This window comes from Jannaschia seohaensis (genome assembly GCF_900116765.1).
GTDB lineage: Bacteria > Pseudomonadota > Alphaproteobacteria > Rhodobacterales > Rhodobacteraceae > Jannaschia > Jannaschia seohaensis.
In genome coordinates this window covers 241,277-263,987 of the sequence record NZ_UETC01000001.1, presented here as the reverse complement: position 1 = coordinate 263,987, position 22,711 = coordinate 241,277, and the positions used below count along the sequence as shown (strand labels likewise).

Below are 22,711 nucleotides of genomic sequence, written 5' to 3'. Positions count from 1 at the left end.
CCGGACGAGCCGGTTACGCCGCTTCCGGCCCAATTCGGGGGCGGCGGGGAAAATCCCCGCCCTACGGGTGACTTACGGCCGTTTCGCCAGGGCTGCCAAGATCGCTTCCGCACACACCGGCACACCGTAGAAGCTGGACTCCGAGGGGGCACCCCATGCGCGCCCCACCCGAACCGGAGGAGGGCCCGCCTTGAACCAGATCGAAACCTTCTACGAGGTCATGCGCAGCCAGGGGGGATCACCCGGCGCAGCTTCATGAAATACTGCTCCCTGACCGCGGCGGCGCTGGGCCTCGGCCCGGCCTTCGTCCCCAAGATCGCCCATGCGATGGAAACGAAGCCCCGCACACCGGTCATCTGGGTCCATGGGCTGGAATGCACCTGCTGCTCCGAGAGCTTCATCCGTTCGGCCCATCCGCTGGCCAAGGACGTGGTCCTCAGCATGATTTCGCTGGACTATGACGACACGCTGATGGCCGCCGCGGGCCACCAGGCCGAAGCGGCGATGATGGACACGATCGAGCGCTACAAGGGCAACTACATCCTCGCGGTCGAGGGCAACCCGCCGCTGGCCGAGGACGGCATGTTCTGCATCTCCGGCGGCAAGCCCTTCGTGGAGAAACTCAAGACAGCCGCCGAGCACGCCAAGGCCGTCATCTCTTGGGGAGCCTGCGCCTCCTATGGCTGCGTCCAGGCCGCCAAGCCGAACCCGACCCAGGCCACGCCGGTCCACAAGGTCATCACCGACAAGCCGATCATCAAGGTGCCGGGCTGCCCGCCCATCGCCGAGGTGATGACCGGCGTCATCACCTACATGCTGACCTTCGACCGCCTGCCCGAACTCGACCGCCAGGGCCGCCCGGCGATGTTCTATTCCCAGCGCATCCACGACAAATGCTACCGCCGTCCCCATTTCGACGCGGGCCAGTTCGTCGAGGAATGGGACGATGACGGGGCGCGGAAGGGCTATTGCCTCTACAAGATGGGCTGCAAGGGCCCGACGACCTACAACGCCTGCTCCACGGTGCGCTGGAACGAGGGGGCGTCCTTCCCGATCCAGTCCGGCCATGGCTGCATCGGCTGCTCCGAGGACGGGTTCTGGGATCAGGGGTCGTTCTACGACCGGGTGACGGACCTCACGCAGTTCGGGGTCGAGGCGAATGCCGACCAGGTGGGCCTCGCCGCCGCGGGCGTGGTTGGGGGCGGCATCGCCGCCCACGCCGCGATCTCCGCACTCAAGCAGGCCCAGAAGAAGACCCAAACCAAAGTCTCAGAGAACGAGGAGGCCTGATCCATGGCGATCCAGACGCCCAACGGCTACACCCTCGACAACACCACCAAGCGCGTCGTCATCGACCCCGTGACCCGGATCGAGGGGCATATGCGCTGCGAGGTGAATGTCGACGAGAACAACATGATCACCAACGCGGTCTCCACCGGCACAATGTGGCGGGGACTCGAAGTGATTTTGAAAGGCCGCGACCCCCGCGACGCCTGGGCCTTCACCGAGAGAATCTGCGGCGTCTGCACCGGCACCCACGCCCTGACCAGTGTGCGGGCGATCGAGGACGCGCTGGGGATCACCATCCCGGACATCGCGAACTCGATCCGCAATATCATGCAGCTCAACCTGCAGATCCACGACCACATCGTGCATTTCTATCACTTGCACGCGCTGGACTGGGTCAACCCGGTCAACGCGCTGCGCGCGGACCCGAAGGCGACCAGCGAGTTGCAACAGGCCGTGTCGCCCAGCCACCCGCTGTCGTCCCCCCCGGCTATTTCCGCGATGTTCAGAACCGGCTGAAGAAGTTCGTGGAATCCGGCCAGCTCGGCCTCTTCAAGAACGGCTATTGGGACAACCCGGCCTATAAGCTGCCGCCCGAGGCGGACCTGATGGCCACGACCCACTACCTGGAGGCGCTCGACCTCCAGAAGGAGATCGTGAAGGTGCATGCCGTCTTCGGCGGCAAGAACCCACATCCGAACTGGCTGGTCGGCGGCGTGCCCTGCCCGATCAATATCGACGGCGTGGGCGCGACCGGCGCGATCAACATGGAGCGGCTGAACCTAGTGTCGTCGATCGTCGACAAGTGCATCGAGTTCAACAAGAATGTCTATATCCCGGACGTGATCGCCATCGGCGGCTTCTACAAGACCTGGCTCTATGGCGGGGGCCTGTCGTCGCAGGCCTGCCTCGCCTATGGCGACATCCCCGAGCATCCGAACGACTTCTCCGCCGAACAGCTGCACCTCCCGCGCGGCGCGATCATCAATGGCGACCTGAGCACGGTGCACGACGTGGACGTGCGCGACACCGAGCAGGTGCAGGAATTTGTGGATCATTCCTGGTCTACCTACGGAGAGCCCGGGAAGGGCCTGCATCCCTGGGACGGCGTCACCGAGGCCAATTTCGAGCTGGGACCGAACCACAAGGGCACCAAGACCCATATCGAGCAGCTCGACGAGGCGGCCAAATACTCCTGGATCAAGGCGCCCCGCTGGCGCGGCCACGCGATGGAGGTCGGCCCGCTCGCCCGCTACGTGATCGGCTACGCCAAGGGCCACGAAGACATCAAGGATCAGGTCGACGGCCTGCTCAAGACGATGGACCTGCCGCTGGAGGCCGTGTTCTCGACCCTGGGGCGCACTGCGGCGCGGGCGCTCGAGTCGGAATATTGCGGACGGCTGCAAAAGCACTTCTTCGACAAGCTGGTGCGCAACGTGATGAACGGCGACCAGAGCACGGCGAACATCGCCAAGTGGGATCCCTCGACCTGGCCCGCCGAGGCCAAGGGCGTCGGCATGACCGAAGCGCCGCGCGGCGCGCTGGGCCATTGGGTGCGCGTCAAGGAGGGGCGGATCGACAATTACCAATGCGTCGTGCCGACCACCTGGAACGGCTCGCCCCGCGATACGGCCGGCAATATCGGCCCCTTCGAGGCCAGCCTGATGAACACCGTGGTCGAGCGCCCCGAGGAGCCGGTGGAGGTGCTGCGCACGCTACACAGTTTCGACCCCTGCCTCGCCTGTTCGACCCACGTCATGTCGCCCGACGGCGACAAGCTTGCCACCGTCGTCAAGGTCCGCTGAGGAGGAGAGAGACATGACCAAGCAGACCTTCGCGTCCCGGCCTTGCGCCGGGACCTCCCCCCCCCGCGCACCCGGTGCCGTCAGAGGCCCCGGCGCAGGGCCGGGGCGGGTCGTCCTCGCCGCCGCCCTCGCGCTCCTCTCCCCCGGCGCGGCGCTCGCCCATGGCGGCCATGCCCCCCTGTCCCAGGCGGCCCACGCCTCGGCCCATGGCCTCGTTCTGGGGATCGCCCTGATCGCGGTGGCCGCCCTGGTCGCCCTCCGGGGGGTGCGCGATGAAGGATAACGTCCCCGCCCCCGCATCGGCGGGCGGACGGGTCGATGTCTACTCGACCTCGCCGCTCACCCGCGACGCCACCGATGCCGACCGCGCCACGGTCAGACGCGCCACCTCGGTCTATGTCTACGAGGTGCCGGTGCGGCTCTGGCACTGGATCAACGCGGCCGCAATCCTGACGCTCTGCGTGACCGGCTACCTGATCGGCTCGCCGCTCCCTTCCATCGAGATGGGGGAGGCCACGCATCAGTTCCTCTTCGGCTATATCCGCTTCGCCCATTTCGCGGCGGCCATGGTGATGACCGTGGGCTTCTTCGGCCGCATCTACTGGGCCTTCGCGGGCAACAGCCATGCGCGGCAGATGTTCTACATCCCGTTCTGGCGCAAGGACTGGTGGGAGGAAGTCTGGTTCGAGGCACGCTGGTACATGTTCCTCGACTCCGAGCCCCGGAAATATTTGGGCCACAACCCGCTCGCGCAGGTCGCGATGTTCATGTTCATGACCGTGGGCATGACCTTCATGACCGTGACCGGCTTCGCGCTCTATGCCGAAGGTCTGGGCCAGGGATCCTGGGCGGACATGCTGTTCGGGCCGCTGATCGCCTGGGTCGGCAACACGATGGTGCTGTACCAGGCCCACCATCTGGGCATGTGGTTCATCGTCGTCTTCATGATGATCCACATCTACGCCGCCATCCGCGAGGACATCATGAGCCGCCAGTCCATGGTGTCGACGATGATCTCGGGGACGCGCACGTTCAAGGACGACCGGGTGGATTGAGCCCTTCCGATTCGTCGGCGGAGTGGATGGGCGCTGCGGCGCCCGTCTTGCGTTATGGAAATCTATCTGTCGCTTTTTTCCGACAAGTGACAATCGTTCAGCCATTTTGGCATCTCACGCAACCCGCAATATTCCTCCTTAATTACTGTAATAATTTAGTTTTACTCGACTCCAGCCGCTCCGGTCATTCTCCGGCCAATTCGCCCTTCCTCCGGTAAGTTCGATGGCAACGCCGCGCCTCCGGGAGAGAGCGCACCGAGAAGGAGGAGACCCGAATGACCGACACCGCGCTCATCCTGGGCATCGGCAACGTGCTCTGGGCCGACGAGGGCTTCGGCGTCCGCTGCGTCGAGCATCTCGCCGCCACCCGCGCTTTCGGCCCCGAGGTGACGCTGCTCGATGGCGGCACGCAGGGGCTCTATCTGCTGCCCTTCCTGGAGGCCGCCAACGTGCTGGTCGTGTTCGACGCGGTCGATTACGGCCTCACCCCCGGCGACATGAAGATCGTCGAGGGCGACGAGGTGCCCCGCTTTCTGGGGGCCAAGAAGATGTCGCTGCATCAGACCGGCTTTCAGGACGTGATCGCGACGGCCGAGCTGATGGGCTACTGCCCCGAGACGCTGCTTCTGATCGGCTGCCAGCCGGAGGAGTTGGAGGATTACGGCGGCGACCTCCGCGCCCCCGTCGCCGCGCGCATCCCCGAGGCGGTCGAGATCGCCGTGCGCTTCCTGGCCGAGCGGGGCTTTCCCTCGACCGAAGGCACCACGCAGGGCGAGTTGGCCGATGCCTCCATCCGCCACGATACCTACGAGGCGGGCCGGCCGTCCGAGGCCGAGGCCTGTCGCACCGGCGACGCCCGGTTCTTCCCGGCCCAGGCCGACTGAGATGTGAGCCGAACCGGAGGGCCGCAAATGTGCGTAGGCGTCCCCATGCAAGTGCTCGGCCAGGATGGCATCGCCGGCCGGGCCACCGACGGCACCGCCGAGCACCTGATCGACCTGACGCTGACCGGCCCGCTCGCCCCCGGCACCTGGGTGCTGACCCAGCTAGGCTGCGCCCGCGAAGTGATCTCGGCGGACGAGGCCCGGCTGATCGCCGATGCGCTGGAGGGCTTGCGCTCCGTCATGGCGGGGGGCGACGGGAATGGCGCGTTCGCCGACCTCCACGCCCGCACGCCAAGCCTGCCCCCCCATCTCGCCGCCGCGCAGAGCGCGGGCAAGACGACCGCCTGAGGAGGAGACCCCATGCACCCCCTGATCGACCGCCTGACGAGTGAGCTGGGATATCCCCGCTTCGAGACGCTGGAAGCCTGCGCCGCATGGGCCTCGCGGCCCGGCCTGCATGTCGTCTTCGTCCCCGGCGACCCCAAGCGCAATCTCGAGAGCGCCGATGTCGCCGTGATCTTGCCGGAACTGCACGCCGCCTTCCAGCGCCGCTTCGACTGCGCCGTGGCGGGCGACGCGATGGAGGAAGCGCTCCGCAAGGAGACGGTCGTCTTCAAGACGCCGTCCCTCATCGTGTTCCGCGACGGCCGGATGGTCGGCGGCATCCCCAAGGTGCGCGACTGGGACGACTATGTCGCCCGCCTGTCGCATCTGACCTCCACCCCCGTCGCCGCGGAGTGAGCCCCATGGACAATTTCCAACTGCCCCCCATCGGCTTCGGCCCCGGCTCCCAACCCGAGCCGGACAATGAGCTGGCCTATATGGAGCTTCCGGGCGACATGCGGACCTACACGGCCCGCCTGCCCGAGATCGACGACGCGGAGGGCCTGGCCCCCGCTCTGGCCCTGCTGACGAGCCTCGTGGAGGCCGCCGACCGGGTCGCCAAGGGCGGCGCCAACGAGACCGTCGACCTGCGCGGTCTGGATCCCGCCAACCGCCGCCTCGTCGCCGAGACCATTGGCGAGGGCGAAGTCGCCATGAAAATCCGCGGCCTGCCCGCCCTCGCGGTGCAGGAGAGCGTCTTCGCCGGCCTCTGGGGCGTCACCGGCCCTGGGCTCGACGCCATCGAGGTGGGCCGTGTGCCCCAGGCCGCCCGCAGCCGCGCCTTCGAGCCGATCCTCCCCGCCCGCGACCTGCCCAAGGACGCGAGCGTCTTCAACGCCCCGTCGCTGCTGGCAGAGCTTCACGACAAATCGGCGGGCCACAACTCCGCGGATCTGCATGTCGTCAACCTGACGCTCCTGCCGCATACCGAGGGCGATCTCGCCTGGCTGGAGACGCGGCTGGGCCAGGGCGCGACCGACATTCTGTCGCGGGGCTACGGCAACTGCCGCTGCCGGGCGACGGCGCTGCCCCATGTCTGGCGGGTGCAGTTCTTCAACTCGATGGACAGCCTGATCCTAGACACGTTCGAAGTCACCGACATGCCCGAGGTCGCCCAGGCCGGGCTGGAGGATCTGATGGACAGCGCCGAACGCCTGCGCGACGTGCTGGAGGCGATCCGATGAGCGGCTTCGAAGGCAGCTTCCTGGGCGCCAAGGACCGGATCAGCCCCCAGGCGATCATGGAGTGCAAGATCTGCTGGACGCCCTACGATCCAGCCCAGGGGGACGATTTCCGTCAGGTCGAACCGGGCACACCCTTCACCGACCTGCCGCATGACTGGTCCTGCCCGACCTGCTCGGGTGACAAGTCGCAATTCATGGTCCTGTCCGACGCGGGGGCCGACGCCCTGCGCGAGGCGGCCCGCGTCAAGGCCGTCACCGACCGGCTCGTGGCCGACTTCACCGAGGTCTTCCACGGCAAGATGCGCGACGTGCCGATCGTCAACAAGGCGCTCAAGGTGCAGGCCGTGGGCTTCCGCGCCCATCAGGGGAACCTCCTGGGCGTGCTGGTCAGCCAGTGGTTCATGAACCTGATCCTGCTGCCCGATGGCGACGACTGGTCGGATCTGATCGCGGGCGAGAAGGAGGTGATCGACTTCCCCTCCGGGGCCTACGAGTTCATCCAGAACACCCGCGAGCAGATCGGCGGCTACAAGGCCTGCTCGCTGTTCTCGCCGATGGGGCAGTTCAAGGACCAGGCCAGCGCGGTCGAGGTGGCCGAGGCGGTGATGCGGGCGCTCTTCGACCCCGCCCACCGCGCAGGCACCGACCGCGCCACCGATATCCGCGCCGCCCGCGAGGCGGAACTGGCGCCGCCGCCCGAGGCGCCCGCCGCGCCCACCCGCCGCGCGGTCGTGACGGGCGCTCTGTCGCAGGCGCATCCCGGCGTCGGAGCGGACGGATGCTGGACGCAGGCCACCCTACCCTGACCGTGCAGGCCGCGCCCGGCGTGGCCGTGGACCGGCTGGTGCTGGGGCGGCCCGTCGCCGAGGTCCGGGCGGTGCTGCCGCGCATCTTCTCGCTGTGCCGCTGCGCCCAGGGCGCGGCCGTTGCGGCCGCGCTGGGCGAAGCGCCCGATGCCCAGGGGATCGCGACCGAGATACTGCGCGACCATCTGCTCAAGCTTTTCGTGACCTGGCCGGGGTTCTTCGGATGCGCACCCCACCCGCTCCCGCCGGATTGGCGAGAAGGGGGGCCGGCCGTAGCCCGCGCCGTCTTCGGACCGGCGGGCCGCGCGCCCGAGACGCCCGCCGCGATGGAGGCGTTCCTGACCTCGGGCCAGGGCGCCGCCGCCATCCTGGCGCGCATCGACGACGTCTTCGCCCGGGCGAAGCCGTGGCCGAAGGCCTGCCCCCGGTCGACCGCGCCCGCCTCTGCGACGGCGCGCCCTGCGAGAACTCGGTTGCCGCGCGCCACATGGACAAGCCCGCGATGCGCTGGATCGAGGCGCGCCGGGGCCGGGGGCCGCTCTGGCGCGCCGCCGCCCGACTCTGGGACGTGGAGGCGGCGCTGACAGGCGCGCTGCCCGCGATCCAGGTCCAGTCCGGCGAGGCCATCGCCCCCGCCGCGCGGGGTACCTACGGCATCAGTCTGACCGTCGCGTGCGGCCGCGTCACCGACTTCGCCCGGATCACGCCGACCGACCAACTGCTCACGCCCGGGGGCATCCTGGACCGCGCGCTTGCGACGCTTCCGCCCGCCAAGGCGGGTCTCGGGCCGCTGATGCTTGACATACTCGACCCGTGCAGCCCCGTTCGGCTGAGATCCGTTTCTCTGGGGGAGGTCAGCCATGCATGGATGTCGCTCTGCGAAGGCATTCGCCGGGTCGTGGACCAGGCCGCCGCCGGCGAGGACGTCACGCGCGTCACCCGCGTCCGGCTGGAGATCGGCCGCTTCGCCGGCGTCGAGAAGCCCGCGCTGCGCTTCGCCTGGGAGGTCGTGATGCGCGGCTCCAAGGCCGAAGGCGCGGCGCTGGAGATGATCGACCTGCCGGGCCGCGCGCTCTGCTTCTATTGCGCCGAGACGGTGGAGCTCGACGGCAGGCTGGACCCCTGCCCGACCTGCGGCGGCGGCAAGCTCGTCCCGGAGGGGGGCGACGAGATGAGGATCAAGGACATGGAGGTCATCTGATGTGCACGGTTTGCGGATGCGGCGATGGCACGGTCGAAGGGCATGACCACGCCCATCACCGTCACGACCACCGTCACGACCACGATCACGACCATCATCATCACCACGCGCATGGCGACATCCATTGCGGTCACGGCCCCGCCGGCGTCTCCGTCCCGGGCATGAGCCAGGAACGGCTGATCGAGATCGAGACCGGGATCCTGAGCCAGAACGACCGCTAAGCGGCCGCCAATCGACTCCGCCTCGCCGCGCTGGGCAGTCTCGCCGTCAACCTCGTCTCCTCCCCCGGCTCGGGCAAGACGACGCTGCTCTGCGCCACGATCCGCGCGATGGACGCGCCCGTCGCCGTGATCGAGGGCGACCAGCAGACCACCAACGACGCCGACCGCATCCGCGCCACCGGCGCGCCCGCCGTGCAGGTCAATACCGGCAAGGGCTGTCACCTGGACGGGCATATGGTGCGCCTTGCGCTCGACCACCTGGACCCCGCCCCCGGCACCACTCTCTTCATCGAGAATGTGGGCAACCTCGTCTGCCCCGCCGCCTTCGACTTGGGCGAGGACGCCAAGGTCGCGATCCTCTCGATAACCGAGGGCGAGGACAAGCCGCTGAAATATCCGGACATGTTCACCGCCGCCAGCCTCGCCATCCTCAACAAGATCGACCTCGCGCCGCATTGCGATGTCGATCTCGACCTCCATGAGGCGAACCTGCGCCGGGTGAATCCGACGATCGACATCCTCCGGGTCTCCGCCCGCACCGGCGAGGGGATGGCCGCCTGGATCGACTGGCTCACCACCCGGGCCGCTGCCAAGCGCCCGATGAAGGCGGCCGGCTAGATGGCGGCCCGCTCTCTCCCCACCGTGCTGGTCGTCGATGACGAGCCACATTCGACCATGGCCATGTCGATGGCGCTGGAGGACGACTTCGCCGTCCTCACCGCCGCCAACGCGGCCGAGGCCTGGGCGCTGATGGAGGAGCACTGGGTCCAGGTCATCGTCTCGGACCAGCGGATGCCCGGCAAGACCGGCATCGAACTCTTGACCGAGGTGCGCGACCGCTGGCCCGAGACGGTGCGCATGATCGTCACCGGCTATACCGACACCTCGGACATGATCGACGCGATCAACGCCGCAGGCATCTACCAGTTCATTACCAAGCCCTGGCATCCCGACCAACTCCTGATGGCGGTGCGCAACGCCGCCCGCCTGTTCGAGCTCTCGCGCGAGCATGAGCGGATGACGCTGGAGATGCGCTATCTCGGGACCACCGCCTCGGAAAAGCTGGAGGACCGGCGCCGCGTCTTACAGGAGGGGCTGGGCTTCGACCGGGTGCTGCGGGGGCCGAATTCCGCGCTGAACCCGGTGATCGCCCTGGCGCGGCAATTCGCCAGTTTCGACGTGCCGGTCCTGCTGACGGGCGAGCCCGGGACCGGCAAGGCCGACCTGGCCCGCGCGATGCACTATGGCTCACTGCGCGCCGACCGCCCCTTTCACGAGATCAACTGCGCTGGCCTGCCCGACGGGCCGCTCGCCGCCGAGCTCTTCGGGGTGAAACGCGGCGTGTCGACCGGCCAGCAGGCGCGCGTCGGGCTGCTGCAAAAGGCGGACCGGGGCACGCTGTTCCTCAACGGCATCGACACGCTCAGCCCCGAGATGCAGATCGCGCTGCTGCGCATCCTGACCGAGGGCGCATTCCAACCCGTGGGCGGGCACGAAACGTTGACCGCGACCCCCCGCGTCATCGCCGGCTCCCACCGCGATCTGCGCGAGGCGGTGGCCCAGGGCCGCTTTCGCACCGATCTGTTCTTCACCCTCTCGGTCACGGAGCTGGCCCTGCCGCCCCTGCGCGGCCGCCCCGGCGACATCGCGTTACTGGCCGAACGCTTCGTGCAGGACGCCGCCTCGGAACATGGCAAGCCCGCCGGCGGCCTGTCGACGGCGGCGCTGGAATTTCTGGAGGGGTACGACTGGCCCGGCAACCTGCCGGAGCTCAAGAACGAGGTGACGCGGATGCTGATCCTGGCGCAGGACATGACGCTGGGGCCGGAGCTGATCTCCCGCCACATCCTCCAGGCCGCGCCGCACGAGGCGGGCGCCGACCGGATGGCCGATGTGGGCACATTAGACGGCACGCTCAAGGACCGGGTCGAGATGATGGAGATGCGCATCCTGCGCGAGACGCTCACCCGGCTGACCTGGAACAAGTCGCGCGCCGCCGCCGAGCTGGGCCTCAGCCGCGTCGGCCTGCGCGCCAAGCTCGACCGCTACGGCATCGAGCCCCACGCCACCCAAAAGGAGGACTGAGCCCATGTGCCTCGGCATCCCCGGCCAGATCGTGGCCATTACCGACGCAAGCCGACAGATGGCGATGGCCGAAATCTCGGGCGTCCGCCGCGAGGTCTCGGTCGTGCCCGTGGCAGGCGCTGACCTCAATGCGCTGATCGGCGCCTGGGTTCTGATCCATGTCGGCTTCGCCATGGCCGTCATCGACGAAGCCGAAGCCGCCGAGACGCTGGAAGCGCTGCGCGGCCTCGGCGAGGCGCAGGAGACCCTGGAAGCGATGGCGGAAGGCGCGAAGGCCCTGGAGGACGCACAATGAGATATGTCGAGGAATTCCGCGACCCGGCTGCCGCCAAGGGCGTCCTGGCCGCCATCGCCCGCGTGGCCGACGAGATCGGCGCGACCCGGGAAAAGCCCCTCCACATCATGGAGATCTGCGGCGGGCATACGCACGCGATCTTTCGCTACGGACTCGACAAACTGGTCCACGAGGGGATCGAGTTCATCCACGGGCCCGGCTGTCCGGTCTGCGTGCTGCCCATGTCCCGGGTCGACGAATGCGTCGAGATCGCGGAGCGCCTGGGCGTGATCTTCTGCACCTTCGGCGACGCGATGCGCGTGCCCGGCACCCGCAAGTCGCTGCTCCAGGCCAAGGCCGAGGGCGCCGATATCCGCATGGTCTATTCGCCGCTCGACGCGCTGGAACTCGCGCGCCGCACCCCTGAGCGGGAGGTCGTGTTCTTCGGCCTGGGCTTCGAGACGACGACGCCGTCGACCGCGTTCTCGATCCAGGCCGCCGCGCGGGAAGGCATCGCCAACTTCTCGGTCTTCTGCAACCACATCACCGTGCCGCCGCCGATCAAGACCCTGCTCGACGACCCGCATATGACGCTCGACGGCTTCGTCGGCCCCGGCCATGTCTCGATGGTGATCGGCACCCACCCGTATGACTTCATCGCCGAAGACTACGGGAAGCCCATCGTCGTCGCCGGGTTCGAGCCGCTGGACCTGCTGCAATCCGTGCTGATGGTGCTGGAGCAGATCCGTGACGGGCGCGCCGAGGTCGAGAACCAATATGCCCGCGTCGTGCCGGAGCATGGAAACCCGATCTCGCTCGCCGCCATCGCGGATGTCTACGAGACCCGGCCCACCTTCGAGTGGCGCGGCCTGGGGGAGATCGACGCGTCCGGTCTGCGCATCCGGCCCGTCTATGCTGGGTTCGACGCCGAGGAAAAGTTCGGAATCGGCTACGTCACCGCCCGCCGCGTCGTGGAGGAGCCCGAGGGCTGCGCCTGCGGGGCCGTGATGACGGGCCGGATGAAGCCGACCGAGTGCCCGCATTTCGGCCGTGGCTGCACACCCGACATGCCGCTGGGCGCTTTGATGGTGTCGTCCGAGGGGGCCTGCGCGGCCTATTGGACCTATGGCGGCGCGCGGGCCGCCCAGATGGAGGCCGCGGAATGAACATGGCCGCCCCGATCACCCGCCTGCGCGGCGAGACCGTCACCCTGGCCCATGGCGGCGGCGGGCGCGCGATGCGCGACCTGATCGACGAGATCTTCGTCGCCGCCTTCCGGCCCGACGCCATGGAGGACCAGGCCCGCCTGACCCATGCCGCCCTGGCGAAACCGGGGGCGCGCCTCGCCTTCACGACCGACAGTTTCGTCGTCACGCCCTTGGAATTCCCCGGCGGCGATATCGGCACCCTCGCCGTCTGCGGCACGGTCAACGATCTGGCGGCCGGCGGGGCGGAGCCGCTCTGGCTCTCCGCCTCGTTCATCATCGAGGAGGGCATGCCCTTCGCCACGCTCCGCCGCATCGTCGCCTCGATGGTGCGCGAGGCGGCGGCGGCGGGCGTCCGCATCGCCACCGGCGACACCAAGGTGGTCGAGCGCGGCTCGGCCGACGGCCTGTTCATCACCACCTCGGGCGTGGGCGTGATCCGGGCGGGCCGCGATCTGCGGGCGGAGCGGATCCGCGAAGGCGACGTGGCGCTGGTCAACGGCGTGCTGGCCGACCACGGCGCGACCATCCTCGCGGCGCGGGGCGACCTGATGGTCAGCACCGACATCGCCAGCGACTGCCGCCCACTGAACGGCGTGATGGAGGCGGTGCTCGCCGCCGCCCCGAACGCCCGCGCGGCACGGGACGCGACGCGGGGCGGGCTGGCCTCGGCGCTCAACGAGATGGCGGAGACGGCGGGGGTCTCGGTTGAACTGGACGAGGCCGCGCTGCCGATCCGGGCGGAGGTGAAGGGGGTCTGCGAGATCCTCGGCCTCGATCCGCTCGACCTCGCCAATGAGGGCGCGCTGGTCGTCTTCGTCCCCACGGACGAGGCCGAGTCGGCGCTCGCCGCCATGCGCGCCGTGCCGGGCGGCGAGGACGCGTGCGCCGTGGGCCGGGCCGTCACCCGCGGCCCCGTGCCGGTCACGATGCGCACCGCCTTCGGTGGCGCGCGCATCGTCGACATGCTGGTGGGGGAGCAGCTGCCGCGCATCTGCTGACGCGCGGCACCCCGCGTCAGGCCGGGCGCATCGGCAGGCGGCGGACCGCTTGGCCCGATAGCGCCCTCCAGGCATTGGCGACCGCTGGGCCGATCGGCGGCAGGCCGGGCTCGCCCACGCCGCTGGGCGGCTCCGCGCTGGGCAGGATCGAGACCTCGATCCGCGGCATCTCCGGCAGGCGCAGCGGCGTGTAGCCGTCGAAATTCACCTGGGCGACGCGCCCGCCCGGCTCCAACGTCACAGCCTCGCCCAGGATCGAGGACAGGCCATAGCCGATGCCGCCCTCCATCTGCGCGCGCACCACGTCGGGCGTCACGGCCAGACCGCAATCGACGGCGCACCAGACGCGGGTGACATGGGGCGCGCCGTCGCGGTCCTCGACCTCGGCCACCTGCGCGACATAGCTGCCGAAGCTGCGCGCCATGGCCACGCCATAGCGCCGGTCCCCCGTGCCCGGGCCGGACCAGCCCGCCATCTCGGCCACCCGCTCCAGCACGGCACGGTCGCGGGGGCGGTCGGCGCGCATCATGTCGAGCCGCCCCTGCACCGGGTCGCGGCCCCCGGTCTCCAGCACCTCGTCGAGGAAGGTCTCGACCGCATAGGCGGTATGGGTATGCCCCACCGCCCGCCACCAGAGCACGGGCACCGGGCTCCGCATCTCGGCCCAGGCCAGCCGCCGGTTCGGCAATTCGTAGGGCAAGTCGTTCGCGCCCTCGTAGCTCGTCGGGTCCAGCCCGCCCTGCATCATCGCTTCAAAGGGACTGCCGCGCATGATCGACTGATTGGCGAGCTGGTTCACCCAGCCGGTGATGTTGCCCGCGCCATCGAGCCCCGCGCGCAGACGATGCACCGTCAGCGGACGGTAATAGCCGCCTTGCATGTCGTTCTCGCGGGTCCAGAGCAGCTTGTAGGCCCCCGGCCCACCGGCCATCGCCACATTCGCCAACTCGGCGGCGAAGTGATTGTCCGGCGTGGCCCGGCGCCCGAAGCTGCCACCGGTATACATCGTGTTGATGGTGACGGCCTCCTGGCCCAGCCCCATGACGCCGGCCAGCGTGGCGTGGGACGTGGTCGGGATCTGCATCCCGGACCAGATCTCGGCCGCGGAGCCATCCCATTCGATGACGCCGTCGAGCGGCTCCATCGCGGCATGGGCGAGATAGGGGAAGACATATTCCGCCTCGATCACCCGCTCGGCCCCGGCCAAGGCCGCATCGGCATCGCCCGCTTCCTCGGCGACGAGGCTGGCGGTGCGAGCGGCGGCGGTGAAGGTCTCCACGATCTCATCGGTGCCGCGGGTCTCGGCGGCGCTCTCGTCCCACTCCACGACCACGGCATCGCGGCCGCGGAAGGCGGCGAAGGTGTCGTCGGCATAGATGGCGACGCCCGAGGGCAGCTGCCGCACCGCGCGCACGCCGGGGATTGCCAGCGCCTCGCTGTCATCGACCGAGGCGACAGTCGCTCCGAATTTCGGCGGATGCACCATGGCGACGACCTGCATGCCGTCGCGGTAGACGTCGATGGTGAACTCGGCCTGGCCGGTGGACTTGGACCGCGCGTCCAGGCGAGTGATCCCTTCGGCCCCGATCAGGGTGAAGTCGGCCGGATCCTTGAGCGCCACGTCCTCGGGGACCGGACCCTTTGCCGCGGCCTCGGCCAGGGCGCCAAAGCTGGCCTCATTGCCGGTCGGGCCATGGGCGACGACGCCCTTCGACACCGTGATCTCGGCGGCGGGCACACCCCAGAGATCGGCGGCGGCGGAGACCAGCATGGCGCGCGCCGCCGCGCCCGCCCGCCGCATGGTCATGTAGCTGTTGGAGAGGCCGGTGGAGCCGCCCGTGCCCTGGATGCCGAAAGCGGCGTTGGCATAAAGCTGCGGGTTGGACGGCGCCTGCTCAGCCCGCATCTGGGACCAGTCGGCGTCCATCTCCTCGGCGACCAGCAGGGGCAGGCCGGTATTCGCGCCCTGGCCGATCTCGATATGCTTGACCAACACGGTCACGGTGTCGTCGGGGGCCACGCGGATGAAGGCGTTCGGGACGAAGGCGCCGGGCGTGGGGGCCGTCGGCGCGCTGCTCTCGGCGCGGGCCTGGGGCGCGAGATGCAGGCCCAGGATCAGGCCGCCGGTCCCGGCGAGAAAGCCGCGGCGGGTCGGGCGCGGCGCGAAGGCGGGTTTGACGATGGGATGCATGGCTCAGGCCTCCAGGCTGTCGGAGGCTTGGCGGATCGCCTTGCGGATGCGCGCATAGGTGGCGCAGCGGCAGAGATTGCCGGCCATGGCGTCGTCGATCTCCTGATCGGAGGGCTTGGGCACCTCCCGCAGGAGGGACGTGGCCGACACGACCTGACCGGACTGGCAATAGCCGCATTGCGGCACGTTGATCTCGGTCCAGGCGGCCTGCACCGCCTCGGCCTCGGGTCCGTCCAGCCCTTCGATGGTCTGGACCGTCGCGCCCTCCAGCGCGCCGATCGGCGTGACGCAGGAGCGTTGCGCGAAGCCGTCCAGCATAACGGTACAAGCGCCGCATTGCGCGATGCCGCAGCCGAACTTCGTCCCCGTCAGGCGCAGATGGTCGCGCAGCGCCCAAAGCAGCGGGGTGTCCGGGTCGAGGTCGAGCGTGACCTCTTCGTCGTTCACGGTGAGGGTGATAGCCATTCGCGGTCTCCTCTCGGTCTGTGTCCGGAGCTAGAGCCGAAAGGCCTCAGGGCTAGAGATGAGCGTGGCGCCTCGCCTCCCATGCCGCGCGGGACGCGCGGTCGGACTTTGAGTATTTGGAAACCCGTGATGGGCAGAGGGCAGGCGCGTCAGGGGTGCGGCGCGTGCCTGCGATCCACCGTATCGGGACGGCCCGGCAAGGTGAGGGTCGCCGCGCCACGGGGCTGACGGCTGACGACCTTGCCCTTGGAGATCACGGCGAGGCGGGCGGGGCGCAGGCGCAGCGCCTCTGTCGGGGTGGCGGCGTCGAGCACGACAAGCGAGGCGGGGGCGCCGACGCGGAGCCCGTAATCGAGCCCGAGGATCGCGGCATTGGTCGCCGTGACCATCTCGAAGCAGCGTGCCATCTCGGCCGGATGGGTCATCTGCGCGACATGCATCCCCATGAAAGCCACGTCGAGCATGTCCGCCGTGCCCAGCGAATACCACGGGTCCAGGACGCAATCCTGCCCCCAACCGACGGCGATGCCCGCCGCCTGCATCTCCTTCACCCGGGTCAGGCCCCGGCGTTTGGGATAATTGTCGTGGCGGCCCTGGAGCGTGATGTTGATGATCGGGTTCGGGATGGCGGCGATGCCCGCTTCGGCGATCAGCGGGATCAGCTTGGAGACGTAGTAATTGTCCATCGAGTGCATCGAGGTCAGGTGAGACCCGGCGACCTGGGTCAGGCCGAAGCGCGTGGTCTCGGCGGCCAGCGTCTCGATATGGCGCGACATCGGATCGTCGGTCTCGTCGCAATGCATGTCGACCGGCAAGCCCCGGGCGGCCGCCAGTTCGCAGAGGGTGCGGACCGAGCGGGCGCCCTCCTCCATGGTGCGCTCGAAATGGGGGATGCCGCCGACCACGCCCACGCCCATGTCCAGCGCGCGAGTCAGGTTCCGGAGCCCATTGGGCGCGCGGAAGAGGCCATCTTGCGGGAAGGCCACGAGTTGCAGGTCGAGATAGGGGGCGACGCGGCGCTGCACCTCCAGCATGGCCTCCACGCCGCGCAGATGGTCGGGCGTGGTGTCGACATGGGTGCGGATGGCGAGCAGACCCATGGACACGGCCCAGTCGCAATAGGCCACGGCCCGGTCGATCATCTCGTCCACCGTGGCGATGTCACGCAACTCGCCCCAGAGGTCGATCCCTTCCAGCAGCGTGCCGGAGCGGTTGGCCCGCGGCGTCCCATAGCTCAGCGTCGCGTCCAAGTGGAAATGCGGATCGACGAAGGGGGGCGCGACGAGGTCGCCGCGCGCGTCGATATCGGGGGCCTCGGCCTCAATCCGGGGGGCGATCTCGGCGATCTTGTCGCCACGGATGCCGATATCGGCGGTGGTCCCGTCGGGCAGCGTGCCGCCCCTCACGATCAGGTCGAGCATCAGCGTTCTCCCTTGCGGAACGGCACCATCAGCGCGGCGGGCACCTGCGCGCGCCGCGACATGACGACGAGGGCCAGGATGGACAGGATATAGGGCGCGGCCAGGAAGGCCTGATAGGGCAGCACCGCGCCGAGTTCGGTCTGTTGCAGCCGGATCTGCAGCGCGTCGAAGGCGGCAAACAGCACCGCGCCCAGCAACGTCTTGCCGGGGCGCCAAGCGCCGAAGACCACCAGCGCGATGCAGATCCAGCCGCGCCCGTTGACCATCTCGAAGAAGAAGCTGTCGAAGGCGGACATGGTCAGGAACGCGCCGCCCACCGCCATCAGCCCCGAGCCGACGATCACCGCGCCCATCCGCAGCCCCGTCACCGGCAGGCCCTGGGCGGCCACGGCGGCCGGGTTCTCCCCGCAGGCGCGGATCGCGAGGCCGAGCGGCGTGCGGAACAGCACGAAGGCCACCAGCGCGGCGGTCACGAAGGCGGCGTAGGTGAGGGGCGTCTGGGTGAAGAGCGCCTCCCCGACGAGAGGCAGGTCGGACAGGCCCGGAATGGCATAGGGATCGAACGCGTCGATCTTGGGCGGCGTGTTCACCTGCGGCAGGGCGATGCGATAGGCGTAATAGGTCGCTGAGGTGGCGAGCAGGGTGATGCCCAGGCCGACCACGTGTTGCGACAAGCCGAAAGGCACCGTGAGCGTCGCATGCAGCAGACCGAACGCCATGCCCGAGGCCAGCGCCACCGCGACCCCGGGCCAGAGGCCCATCCCCGAATAGACCGCCATCCAACCCGCGAAGGCGCCGACGACCATGATCCCCTCGATCCCGAGGTTCAGCACGCCCGCGCGCTCGCAGATCAGCTCGCCCATGGCCGCGAAGATCAGCGGACTCGCGATGCGGATCGCGGCGGCCCAAAAGCTGGCGGAAAGGAGGATGTCGAAAAGTTCGCTCATCGCCGGATCCTCAGGCTGGTGAGGCCCAGGGCGAGGATCATCGCCAGCAAGGCCGAGGCCAGGGTGATGTCGGCGATGAAGCTGGGCACGCCGGCCGCGCGGGACATGCTGTCGGCGCCCACGAAGATGCCCGCGACGAAGATCGCCGCGACCACCACGCCCAAGGGATGCAGCAGCGCCAGCATGGCGACGATGATGCCGGTATAGCCGAAGCCGGGGCTCAGATCGGTGGTGAGGTTGCCCTTGGCGCCCGCGACCTCGGAAAAGCCCGCAAGCGCCGCCAACCCGCCCGAGAGGATCGCCGTGCGGACCAGCACCGCGTTCACCGGCATCCCCGCGAAACGCGCCGCCTTGAGGTTCAGGCCCACGGCCCGGATCTCGAATCCCCAGATCGTCCTGGTCTGGAGGATCCAGACCAGGACGGCCGCGATCAGCGCCAGCCCGAACCCCCAATGCAGCCGCAGCCCCTCGGCGATGCGCGGAAGGCGGGCCGCGTCGATCACCGGCTCGGATTTGGGCCAGCCGAGACCCATCGGATCCTTCAGCGGTCCCTCCAGCAGGTAGGAGACGAAGAGCAGCGCGACGAAGTTCAGCAGCAGCGTCGTCACCACCTCGTCCACGCCGAACCGCGTCTTGAGGAAGGTCGGCACCAGCAGCGCCAGCGCCCCCGCCGCCATCGCCGCGACGGCCAGCACCGGCAGCAGCGTCGCGGCGGGCCAGTCCAGCAGCCCGGTGCCCAGGACGACTGTGGCAACCGCGCCAAGATAGAGCTGCGCCTCCGCCCCGATATTCCAGAGCTTCGCGCGGAAGGCGACGGCCACGGCCAGCCCGGTGAAGATCAGCGGCGTGGCTCGGTTCAGCGTCTCCAAAAGGGCGAACTTGGACCCGGCGGCGCCCTTGACCACCAGCCACGCCACCTCGCCCGGGGCCGCCCCCGCGAGCGCGGCGAGCCCCATCGCGATCAGCGCCGTCAGGCCCAGCGCCAAGGCCGGGAAGCCCGCGCGGCGCGCCAGCGACGGTGCCGGGATCGGCTCAAGCCGCATCTTCGAACCCCGCGCCGGTCATCCACGCGCCCAACTCGGTCGGGGTCATCGTCCCCCGCTCGAAACCCGGGGAGAGGCGCCCCTCGGACAGAACATGGATCACGTCCGAGAGCGCGATCACCTCGTCCAGATCCTCGGAGATCAGCAGGATCGCCGCGCCCCGGTCGCGGGCGGCGAGCAGCTGTTCATGCACATAGGTCAGCGCCCCGATATCGAGACCGCGCACCGGCTGATTGGCCAGGATCACGTCCGGCGCCGTCTCCATCACCCGGCCCAGGATCAGCTTTTGCATATTGCCGCCCGAAAGCAGACGGATGGGCGCCTCCGGCCCGGGGCAGCGGACATCGTAGCGCTTGATGATCTTCTGGGCCCAGGCGCGGGCGGAGGTCCGGTCGATCCAGCCGGCGCGGCTGAAGGGCCAGCGGGAATAGAGCTCCATCATGGCGTTCTCGGTCAGGTCGAAATCTCCGACCGTGCCCTCGCCATGCCGGTCTTCGGGAATCCGGCCGATCCCCGCGCGGACGGCGGTGCGGGGCGTCCAGACGGCGGGCGTCTTGCCGTCGATTTCGAGCGTGCCGCGCTCGGGCCGCTCCAACCCGGCGATCAGCCCGGCCAGCGCGGTCTGGCCGTTGCCCGACACGCCGACGAGCCCCGTGACCTGGCCCGCACGCAGCTCCATCGAGACGCCGCGCAGCCCGGTCGCGGTGCCCCGCGCGGGCGTGGTAACGTCCCGCAGGGCCACGCGCACGGGGCCGGGCCGAGCGGGACGCGGCGCGGGTGCCGCGATATCCGCGCCGACCATCAGGCGGGCCATCTCGGCCCGGGAGGTCTGGGCCGTCGCCGCCTCGGCCACGACGCGGCCGTGGCGCAGCACGACGACACGGTCCGACACCGCCTCCACCTCGTGGAGCTTGTGGCTGATGAAGAGAATCGAAAGGCCATTGGCCACCGCTCGCCGCAGCGTGGCGAAAAGGTCGAGCGATTCCTGCGGGGTCAGCACTGCGGTCGGCTCGTCCAGGATGAGGATGCGGGCGTCGCGGACCAGCGCCTTGAGGATCTCCACGCGCTGGCGCTGTCCGACCGTCAGGTTGGCGACTGTGGCGTCTGGGTCGACGCGCAGCCCGTATTCCTCGGCCAGCGCCCGCACCCGTGCGCGCAAGGCGCGCGTGCCGCTGACCGGCGACCAGAGCGAGCGCGTACCCAGCGCGATATTGTCGAGCACCGTCAGGTTCTCGGCCAGGGTGAAATGCTGATGCACCATGCCCACCCCGGCCTCCAGCGCGGCGCGCGGGTTGCCGGGCGGCAGGGACTGGCCGAACAGCTCGACCGAGCCCTCGTCGGCGGCATAAAGGCCGAAGAGCACGTTCATCAGCGTCGTCTTGCCCGCGCCGTTCTCGCCAAGCAAGGCCACCACTTCGCCCCGCCGGAGCTCCAGCGAGACGCCTTCATTGGCGGTGACGGGGCCGAAGCGGACGGTGATGTCGGCGAGACGGAGGACCGTCTCGCCAAAGCCTTCGGTCATGATCCAGAGGTCGGCTCGCTGTCGTTGATCTCGACCGAGAACTCGCCCGCCTTGATCGCGGCCTCCCGCTCGGCCACGAGGTCCAGCGCCTCCTGCGGGACCTTGCCCTCGAAAGTGCCCAGCGGCGCGAGGCTGGAGCCGCCCCGGTCCATGAAGCTGTAGCGCCCGTAATCGGCGGCAGTGAACTCGCCCGCCTTCACGGCGGCGATGGCGGCGTCCATGGTCGGCTCGAAATGCCAGATGGCGGAGGCGACGACGGTCTCGGGATAATCGGCCTGGGTGTCGATGACGTTGCCGATGGCCAGCACGCCGCGTTCCTGCGCGGCGTCCGAGACGCCGAAGCGTTCCGCATACATGATGTCAGCGCCGTTCTCGATCATGGCGAAGGCCGTCTCCTTGGCCTTGGGCGGGTCGAACCAGGAACCGATGAAGCTCACCTGGAAGGTCGCGTCTTCCCGCATCTCGCGGACGCCGGCCATGAATGCGTGCATCAGGCGATTCACCTCGGGGATGGGGAAGCCGCCGACCATGCCGATATTGCCGGTCTCGGTCATGGAGCCGGCGATGATCCCGGACAGATAAGCGGCGTCCTGGATGTAGTTGTCGAACACGGCGAGGTTCGCCGGGCCCATATCCTCCTTGAAGGAGGAGCCCATGAGGAAGGCGGTGTCCGGATACTCGCCCGCGACCTCGCGCGCCTCGCGCTCGACGCCGAAAATCTCGCCCACGATCATGTCGACGCCCGATTCGGCATATTCGCGCATGACGCGCGGGTAGTCGGTATTGGCGACGTTCTCGGTGAATTCATACTCGATATCGCCGCGCGCGGCGGCGGCCTCGGCGGCGATGTGGATGCGGGAGACCCATTGCTGCTCCACCGGAACGGTATAGATGCCCGCGACCTTGATAGGTCCGTGCCCATCGGCGAGCGCGGGTAGGGCGGCTGTCAGGCTCAGGGCCGAGGCCCCGATCAGGATGTGGCGGCGTGTGGTCATGGGACTCTCCGGGCAGATTGCTGGCGAGAAAGTTTCCTGCCCGGGACCCGGGGTCAAGAGGGCTGGCCCACTCGCACGCGCCGGCGGCCCCGGGAGCGCGGCCCGCCAAGCGCCCTGGCCGATTTTCTGGGCGGCCCGCGAACGCGCCCGTCAGACCGTCTGCGGCAGGCAGGGCCGCTCGCGGATCAGACCGGAGGCCGCCGCCCGAAGCACGATCGTCTCGACGGCGATACAGGCCAGATCCGTGAGCACCGCGAGATCGGCCGGGTTGCAGCCCGACCGGGGGGCGTAGTCGAGCACGCAGACCGTCCCGATCGCCGCGCCACCGGCCAGCAAAAGGGGCGCCCCGGCATAGAACCGCAGCCCTTGCGGCGCGGTCACCAGGGGGTTGTCGCAAAAGATCGGATCTTCGGTCGCGTCCAACACGACCGTCGGCACGCGGGAGGCGACGGCGTAGCGGCAGAACGACTCGCTCAGCGGTGTCTCGGTGCATGCCATGCCGACTCGCGACTTGAACCACTGCCGCTGCTCATCCACGAGCGAGACCAGCGCCGTCGGCGCCCGAAAGACCCGCGCGGCGACATTGGCCACGGCGTCGAACGCGACCTCGGGATCGGTATCGAGCAGATCGAGCGCGTGAAGCGCGGCGAGATTCGCCGCCTGAGCTTCGGGTGAGGGCAGAGAATGATTGGCCGCGGGCATGATCGGACCTCCTGACGGTCCGATAGCGCTTCA

General features: G+C 69.1%; 21 protein-coding genes and 3 pseudogenes. 16 read left to right on the top strand and 8 right to left on the bottom strand.

Features of this window, described 5'->3' with window-relative positions:
* Positions 1-190: 190 nt before the first annotated feature.
* The 16 genes and pseudogenes from DTQ71_RS01275 (at position 191) to hypE (ending at position 13,392) form a co-directional block, all read left to right on the top strand.
* A pseudogene (locus DTQ71_RS01275) lies at positions 191-1,290 on the top strand (hydrogenase small subunit).
* 3 nt (positions 1,291-1,293) lie between these two features.
* Positions 1,294-3,092 (top strand): annotated as a pseudogene (locus DTQ71_RS01270) (nickel-dependent hydrogenase large subunit).
* 13 nt (positions 3,093-3,105) lie between these two features.
* Entirely contained in the window at positions 3,106-3,375 is a 270-nt protein-coding gene (locus tag DTQ71_RS01265; protein WP_109562474.1) for a hypothetical protein, read from the top strand.
* Entirely contained in the window at positions 3,365-4,147 is a 783-nt protein-coding gene (gene cybH, locus DTQ71_RS01260; protein WP_109562473.1) for a Ni/Fe-hydrogenase, b-type cytochrome subunit, read from the top strand. Before DTQ71_RS01265 ends, cybH begins: the two co-directional genes overlap by 11 nt.
* Positions 4,148-4,422: 275 nt before the next feature.
* Positions 4,423-5,031 (top strand): HyaD/HybD family hydrogenase maturation endopeptidase, encoded by a 609-nt coding sequence (locus DTQ71_RS01255; RefSeq protein WP_109562472.1) that lies wholly within the window; start codon positions 4,423-4,425, stop codon positions 5,029-5,031.
* A gap of 27 nt (positions 5,032-5,058) precedes the next feature.
* Positions 5,059-5,379, top strand: a complete 321-nt coding sequence (locus DTQ71_RS01250; protein WP_109562471.1) for a HypC/HybG/HupF family hydrogenase formation chaperone — start codon at positions 5,059-5,061, stop codon at positions 5,377-5,379.
* A 12-nt stretch (positions 5,380-5,391) separates the two neighbouring features.
* Positions 5,392-5,772: a thioredoxin domain-containing protein gene (locus DTQ71_RS01245; protein WP_109562470.1), complete on the top strand. Its 381-nt coding sequence runs from the start codon at positions 5,392-5,394 to the stop codon at positions 5,770-5,772.
* Positions 5,773-5,777: 5 nt separating this feature from the next.
* Positions 5,778-6,599 (top strand): hydrogenase expression/formation protein, encoded by an 822-nt coding sequence (locus DTQ71_RS01240; protein ID WP_109562469.1) that lies wholly within the window; start codon positions 5,778-5,780, stop codon positions 6,597-6,599.
* A complete protein-coding gene (gene hybE / locus DTQ71_RS01235) occupies positions 6,596-7,405 on the top strand; it encodes a [NiFe]-hydrogenase assembly chaperone HybE (RefSeq protein WP_109562468.1) in 810 nt (269 codons plus the stop codon). The genes DTQ71_RS01240 and hybE overlap by 4 nt, the downstream gene beginning before the upstream one ends.
* Positions 7,378-7,989 (top strand): hypothetical protein, encoded by a 612-nt coding sequence (locus DTQ71_RS01230; protein ID WP_174900354.1) that lies wholly within the window; start codon positions 7,378-7,380, stop codon positions 7,987-7,989. The genes hybE and DTQ71_RS01230 overlap by 28 nt, the downstream gene beginning before the upstream one ends.
* 284 nt (positions 7,990-8,273) lie before the next feature.
* Positions 8,274-8,606 (top strand): hydrogenase maturation nickel metallochaperone HypA/HybF, encoded by a 333-nt coding sequence (locus DTQ71_RS01225; RefSeq protein WP_109563103.1) that lies wholly within the window; start codon positions 8,274-8,276, stop codon positions 8,604-8,606.
* Positions 8,606-9,445 (top strand): annotated as a pseudogene (gene hypB / locus DTQ71_RS01220) (hydrogenase nickel incorporation protein HypB). The gene DTQ71_RS01225 and the pseudogene hypB overlap by 1 nt, the downstream one beginning before the upstream one ends.
* Positions 9,446-10,912, top strand: coding sequence for a sigma-54-dependent transcriptional regulator (locus DTQ71_RS01215; RefSeq protein ID WP_109562467.1), 1,467 nt, complete (start codon positions 9,446-9,448; stop codon positions 10,910-10,912). It begins immediately after the preceding pseudogene.
* Between the two features lie 4 nt (positions 10,913-10,916).
* Positions 10,917-11,207: a HypC/HybG/HupF family hydrogenase formation chaperone gene (gene hypC, locus DTQ71_RS01210; protein WP_109562466.1), complete on the top strand. Its 291-nt coding sequence runs from the start codon at positions 10,917-10,919 to the stop codon at positions 11,205-11,207.
* Positions 11,204-12,352 carry a hydrogenase formation protein HypD gene (gene hypD / locus DTQ71_RS01205; RefSeq protein WP_109562465.1) on the top strand — a complete coding sequence of 383 codons (1,149 nt, stop codon included), beginning with the start codon at positions 11,204-11,206 and terminating at the stop codon, positions 12,350-12,352. The genes hypC and hypD overlap by 4 nt, the downstream gene beginning before the upstream one ends.
* Positions 12,349-13,392 carry a hydrogenase expression/formation protein HypE gene (hypE, locus tag DTQ71_RS01200; protein ID WP_109562464.1) on the top strand — a complete coding sequence of 348 codons (1,044 nt, stop codon included), beginning with the start codon at positions 12,349-12,351 and terminating at the stop codon, positions 13,390-13,392. Before hypD ends, hypE begins: the two co-directional genes overlap by 4 nt.
* A gap of 16 nt (positions 13,393-13,408) precedes the next feature.
* On the opposite strand, the gene DTQ71_RS01195 is transcribed toward hypE, so the two are convergent.
* The 8 genes from DTQ71_RS01195 to DTQ71_RS01160 form a co-directional block, all read right to left on the bottom strand.
* A complete protein-coding gene (locus DTQ71_RS01195; RefSeq protein WP_109562463.1) occupies positions 13,409-15,583 on the bottom strand; it encodes a xanthine dehydrogenase family protein molybdopterin-binding subunit in 2,175 nt (724 codons plus the stop codon).
* A gap of 3 nt (positions 15,584-15,586) precedes the next feature.
* Complete coding sequence (locus DTQ71_RS01190) at positions 15,587-16,048, bottom strand: (2Fe-2S)-binding protein (protein ID WP_109562462.1); 462 nt, start codon at positions 16,046-16,048, stop codon at positions 15,587-15,589.
* Positions 16,049-16,197: 149 nt separating this feature from the next.
* Positions 16,198-17,469, bottom strand: coding sequence for an amidohydrolase family protein (locus DTQ71_RS01185; RefSeq protein ID WP_172500034.1), 1,272 nt, complete (start codon positions 17,467-17,469; stop codon positions 16,198-16,200).
* Positions 17,469-18,416, bottom strand: a complete 948-nt coding sequence (locus tag DTQ71_RS01180) for an ABC transporter permease (protein ID WP_109562461.1) — start codon at positions 18,414-18,416, stop codon at positions 17,469-17,471. The genes DTQ71_RS01185 and DTQ71_RS01180 overlap by 1 nt, the downstream gene beginning before the upstream one ends.
* On the bottom strand, positions 18,413-19,459 hold the full coding sequence (locus DTQ71_RS01175; RefSeq protein WP_109562460.1) for an ABC transporter permease: 1,047 nt from the start codon (positions 19,457-19,459) through the stop codon (positions 18,413-18,415). Before DTQ71_RS01175 ends, DTQ71_RS01180 begins: the two co-directional genes overlap by 4 nt.
* Positions 19,449-20,981: an ABC transporter ATP-binding protein gene (locus DTQ71_RS01170; protein WP_109562459.1), complete on the bottom strand. Its 1,533-nt coding sequence runs from the start codon at positions 20,979-20,981 to the stop codon at positions 19,449-19,451. Before DTQ71_RS01170 ends, DTQ71_RS01175 begins: the two co-directional genes overlap by 11 nt.
* On the bottom strand, positions 20,978-21,976 hold the full coding sequence (locus DTQ71_RS01165) for a BMP family protein (protein WP_109562458.1): 999 nt from the start codon (positions 21,974-21,976) through the stop codon (positions 20,978-20,980). The genes DTQ71_RS01170 and DTQ71_RS01165 overlap by 4 nt, the downstream gene beginning before the upstream one ends.
* 150 nt (positions 21,977-22,126) lie before the next feature.
* Positions 22,127-22,678 (bottom strand): GAF domain-containing protein, encoded by a 552-nt coding sequence (locus DTQ71_RS01160; RefSeq protein ID WP_109562457.1) that lies wholly within the window; start codon positions 22,676-22,678, stop codon positions 22,127-22,129.
* Positions 22,679-22,711: the final 33 nt, after the last annotated feature.

What these genes read in the sequence shown, in the direction of transcription:
- cybH (WP_109562473.1), top strand. Translation starts at nt 3,365, where the DNA reads ATGAAGGATAACGTCCCCGCCCCCGCATCGGCGGGCGGACGGGTCGAT.
- DTQ71_RS01225 (WP_109563103.1), top strand. Translation starts at nt 8,274, where the DNA reads ATGTCGCTCTGCGAAGGCATTCGCCGGGTCGTGGACCAGGCCGCCGCC.
- DTQ71_RS01165 (WP_109562458.1), bottom strand. Translation starts at nt 21,976, where the DNA reads ATGACCACACGCCGCCACATCCTGATCGGGGCCTCGGCCCTGAGCCTG.
- DTQ71_RS01190 (WP_109562462.1), bottom strand. Translation starts at nt 16,048, where the DNA reads ATGGCTATCACCCTCACCGTGAACGACGAAGAGGTCACGCTCGACCTC.
- DTQ71_RS01240 (WP_109562469.1), top strand. Translation starts at nt 5,778, where the DNA reads ATGGACAATTTCCAACTGCCCCCCATCGGCTTCGGCCCCGGCTCCCAA.
- DTQ71_RS01160 (WP_109562457.1), bottom strand. Translation starts at nt 22,678, where the DNA reads ATGCCCGCGGCCAATCATTCTCTGCCCTCACCCGAAGCTCAGGCGGCG.
- hypC (WP_109562466.1), top strand. Translation starts at nt 10,917, where the DNA reads ATGTGCCTCGGCATCCCCGGCCAGATCGTGGCCATTACCGACGCAAGC.
- hypE (WP_109562464.1), top strand. Translation starts at nt 12,349, where the DNA reads ATGAACATGGCCGCCCCGATCACCCGCCTGCGCGGCGAGACCGTCACC.
- DTQ71_RS01185 (WP_172500034.1), bottom strand. Translation starts at nt 17,469, where the DNA reads ATGCTCGACCTGATCGTGAGGGGCGGCACGCTGCCCGACGGGACCACC.
- DTQ71_RS01170 (WP_109562459.1), bottom strand. Translation starts at nt 20,981, where the DNA reads ATGACCGAAGGCTTTGGCGAGACGGTCCTCCGTCTCGCCGACATCACC.
- DTQ71_RS01175 (WP_109562460.1), bottom strand. Translation starts at nt 19,459, where the DNA reads ATGCGGCTTGAGCCGATCCCGGCACCGTCGCTGGCGCGCCGCGCGGGC.
- DTQ71_RS01180 (WP_109562461.1), bottom strand. Translation starts at nt 18,416, where the DNA reads ATGAGCGAACTTTTCGACATCCTCCTTTCCGCCAGCTTTTGGGCCGCC.
- DTQ71_RS01215 (WP_109562467.1), top strand. Translation starts at nt 9,446, where the DNA reads ATGGCGGCCCGCTCTCTCCCCACCGTGCTGGTCGTCGATGACGAGCCA.
- DTQ71_RS01245 (WP_109562470.1), top strand. Translation starts at nt 5,392, where the DNA reads ATGCACCCCCTGATCGACCGCCTGACGAGTGAGCTGGGATATCCCCGC.
- DTQ71_RS01250 (WP_109562471.1), top strand. Translation starts at nt 5,059, where the DNA reads ATGTGCGTAGGCGTCCCCATGCAAGTGCTCGGCCAGGATGGCATCGCC.
- DTQ71_RS01230 (WP_174900354.1), top strand. Translation starts at nt 7,378, where the DNA reads ATGCTGGACGCAGGCCACCCTACCCTGACCGTGCAGGCCGCGCCCGGC.
- DTQ71_RS01265 (WP_109562474.1), top strand. Translation starts at nt 3,106, where the DNA reads ATGACCAAGCAGACCTTCGCGTCCCGGCCTTGCGCCGGGACCTCCCCC.
- DTQ71_RS01195 (WP_109562463.1), bottom strand. Translation starts at nt 15,583, where the DNA reads ATGCATCCCATCGTCAAACCCGCCTTCGCGCCGCGCCCGACCCGCCGC.
- DTQ71_RS01255 (WP_109562472.1), top strand. Translation starts at nt 4,423, where the DNA reads ATGACCGACACCGCGCTCATCCTGGGCATCGGCAACGTGCTCTGGGCC.
- hypD (WP_109562465.1), top strand. Translation starts at nt 11,204, where the DNA reads ATGAGATATGTCGAGGAATTCCGCGACCCGGCTGCCGCCAAGGGCGTC.
- hybE (WP_109562468.1), top strand. Translation starts at nt 6,596, where the DNA reads ATGAGCGGCTTCGAAGGCAGCTTCCTGGGCGCCAAGGACCGGATCAGC.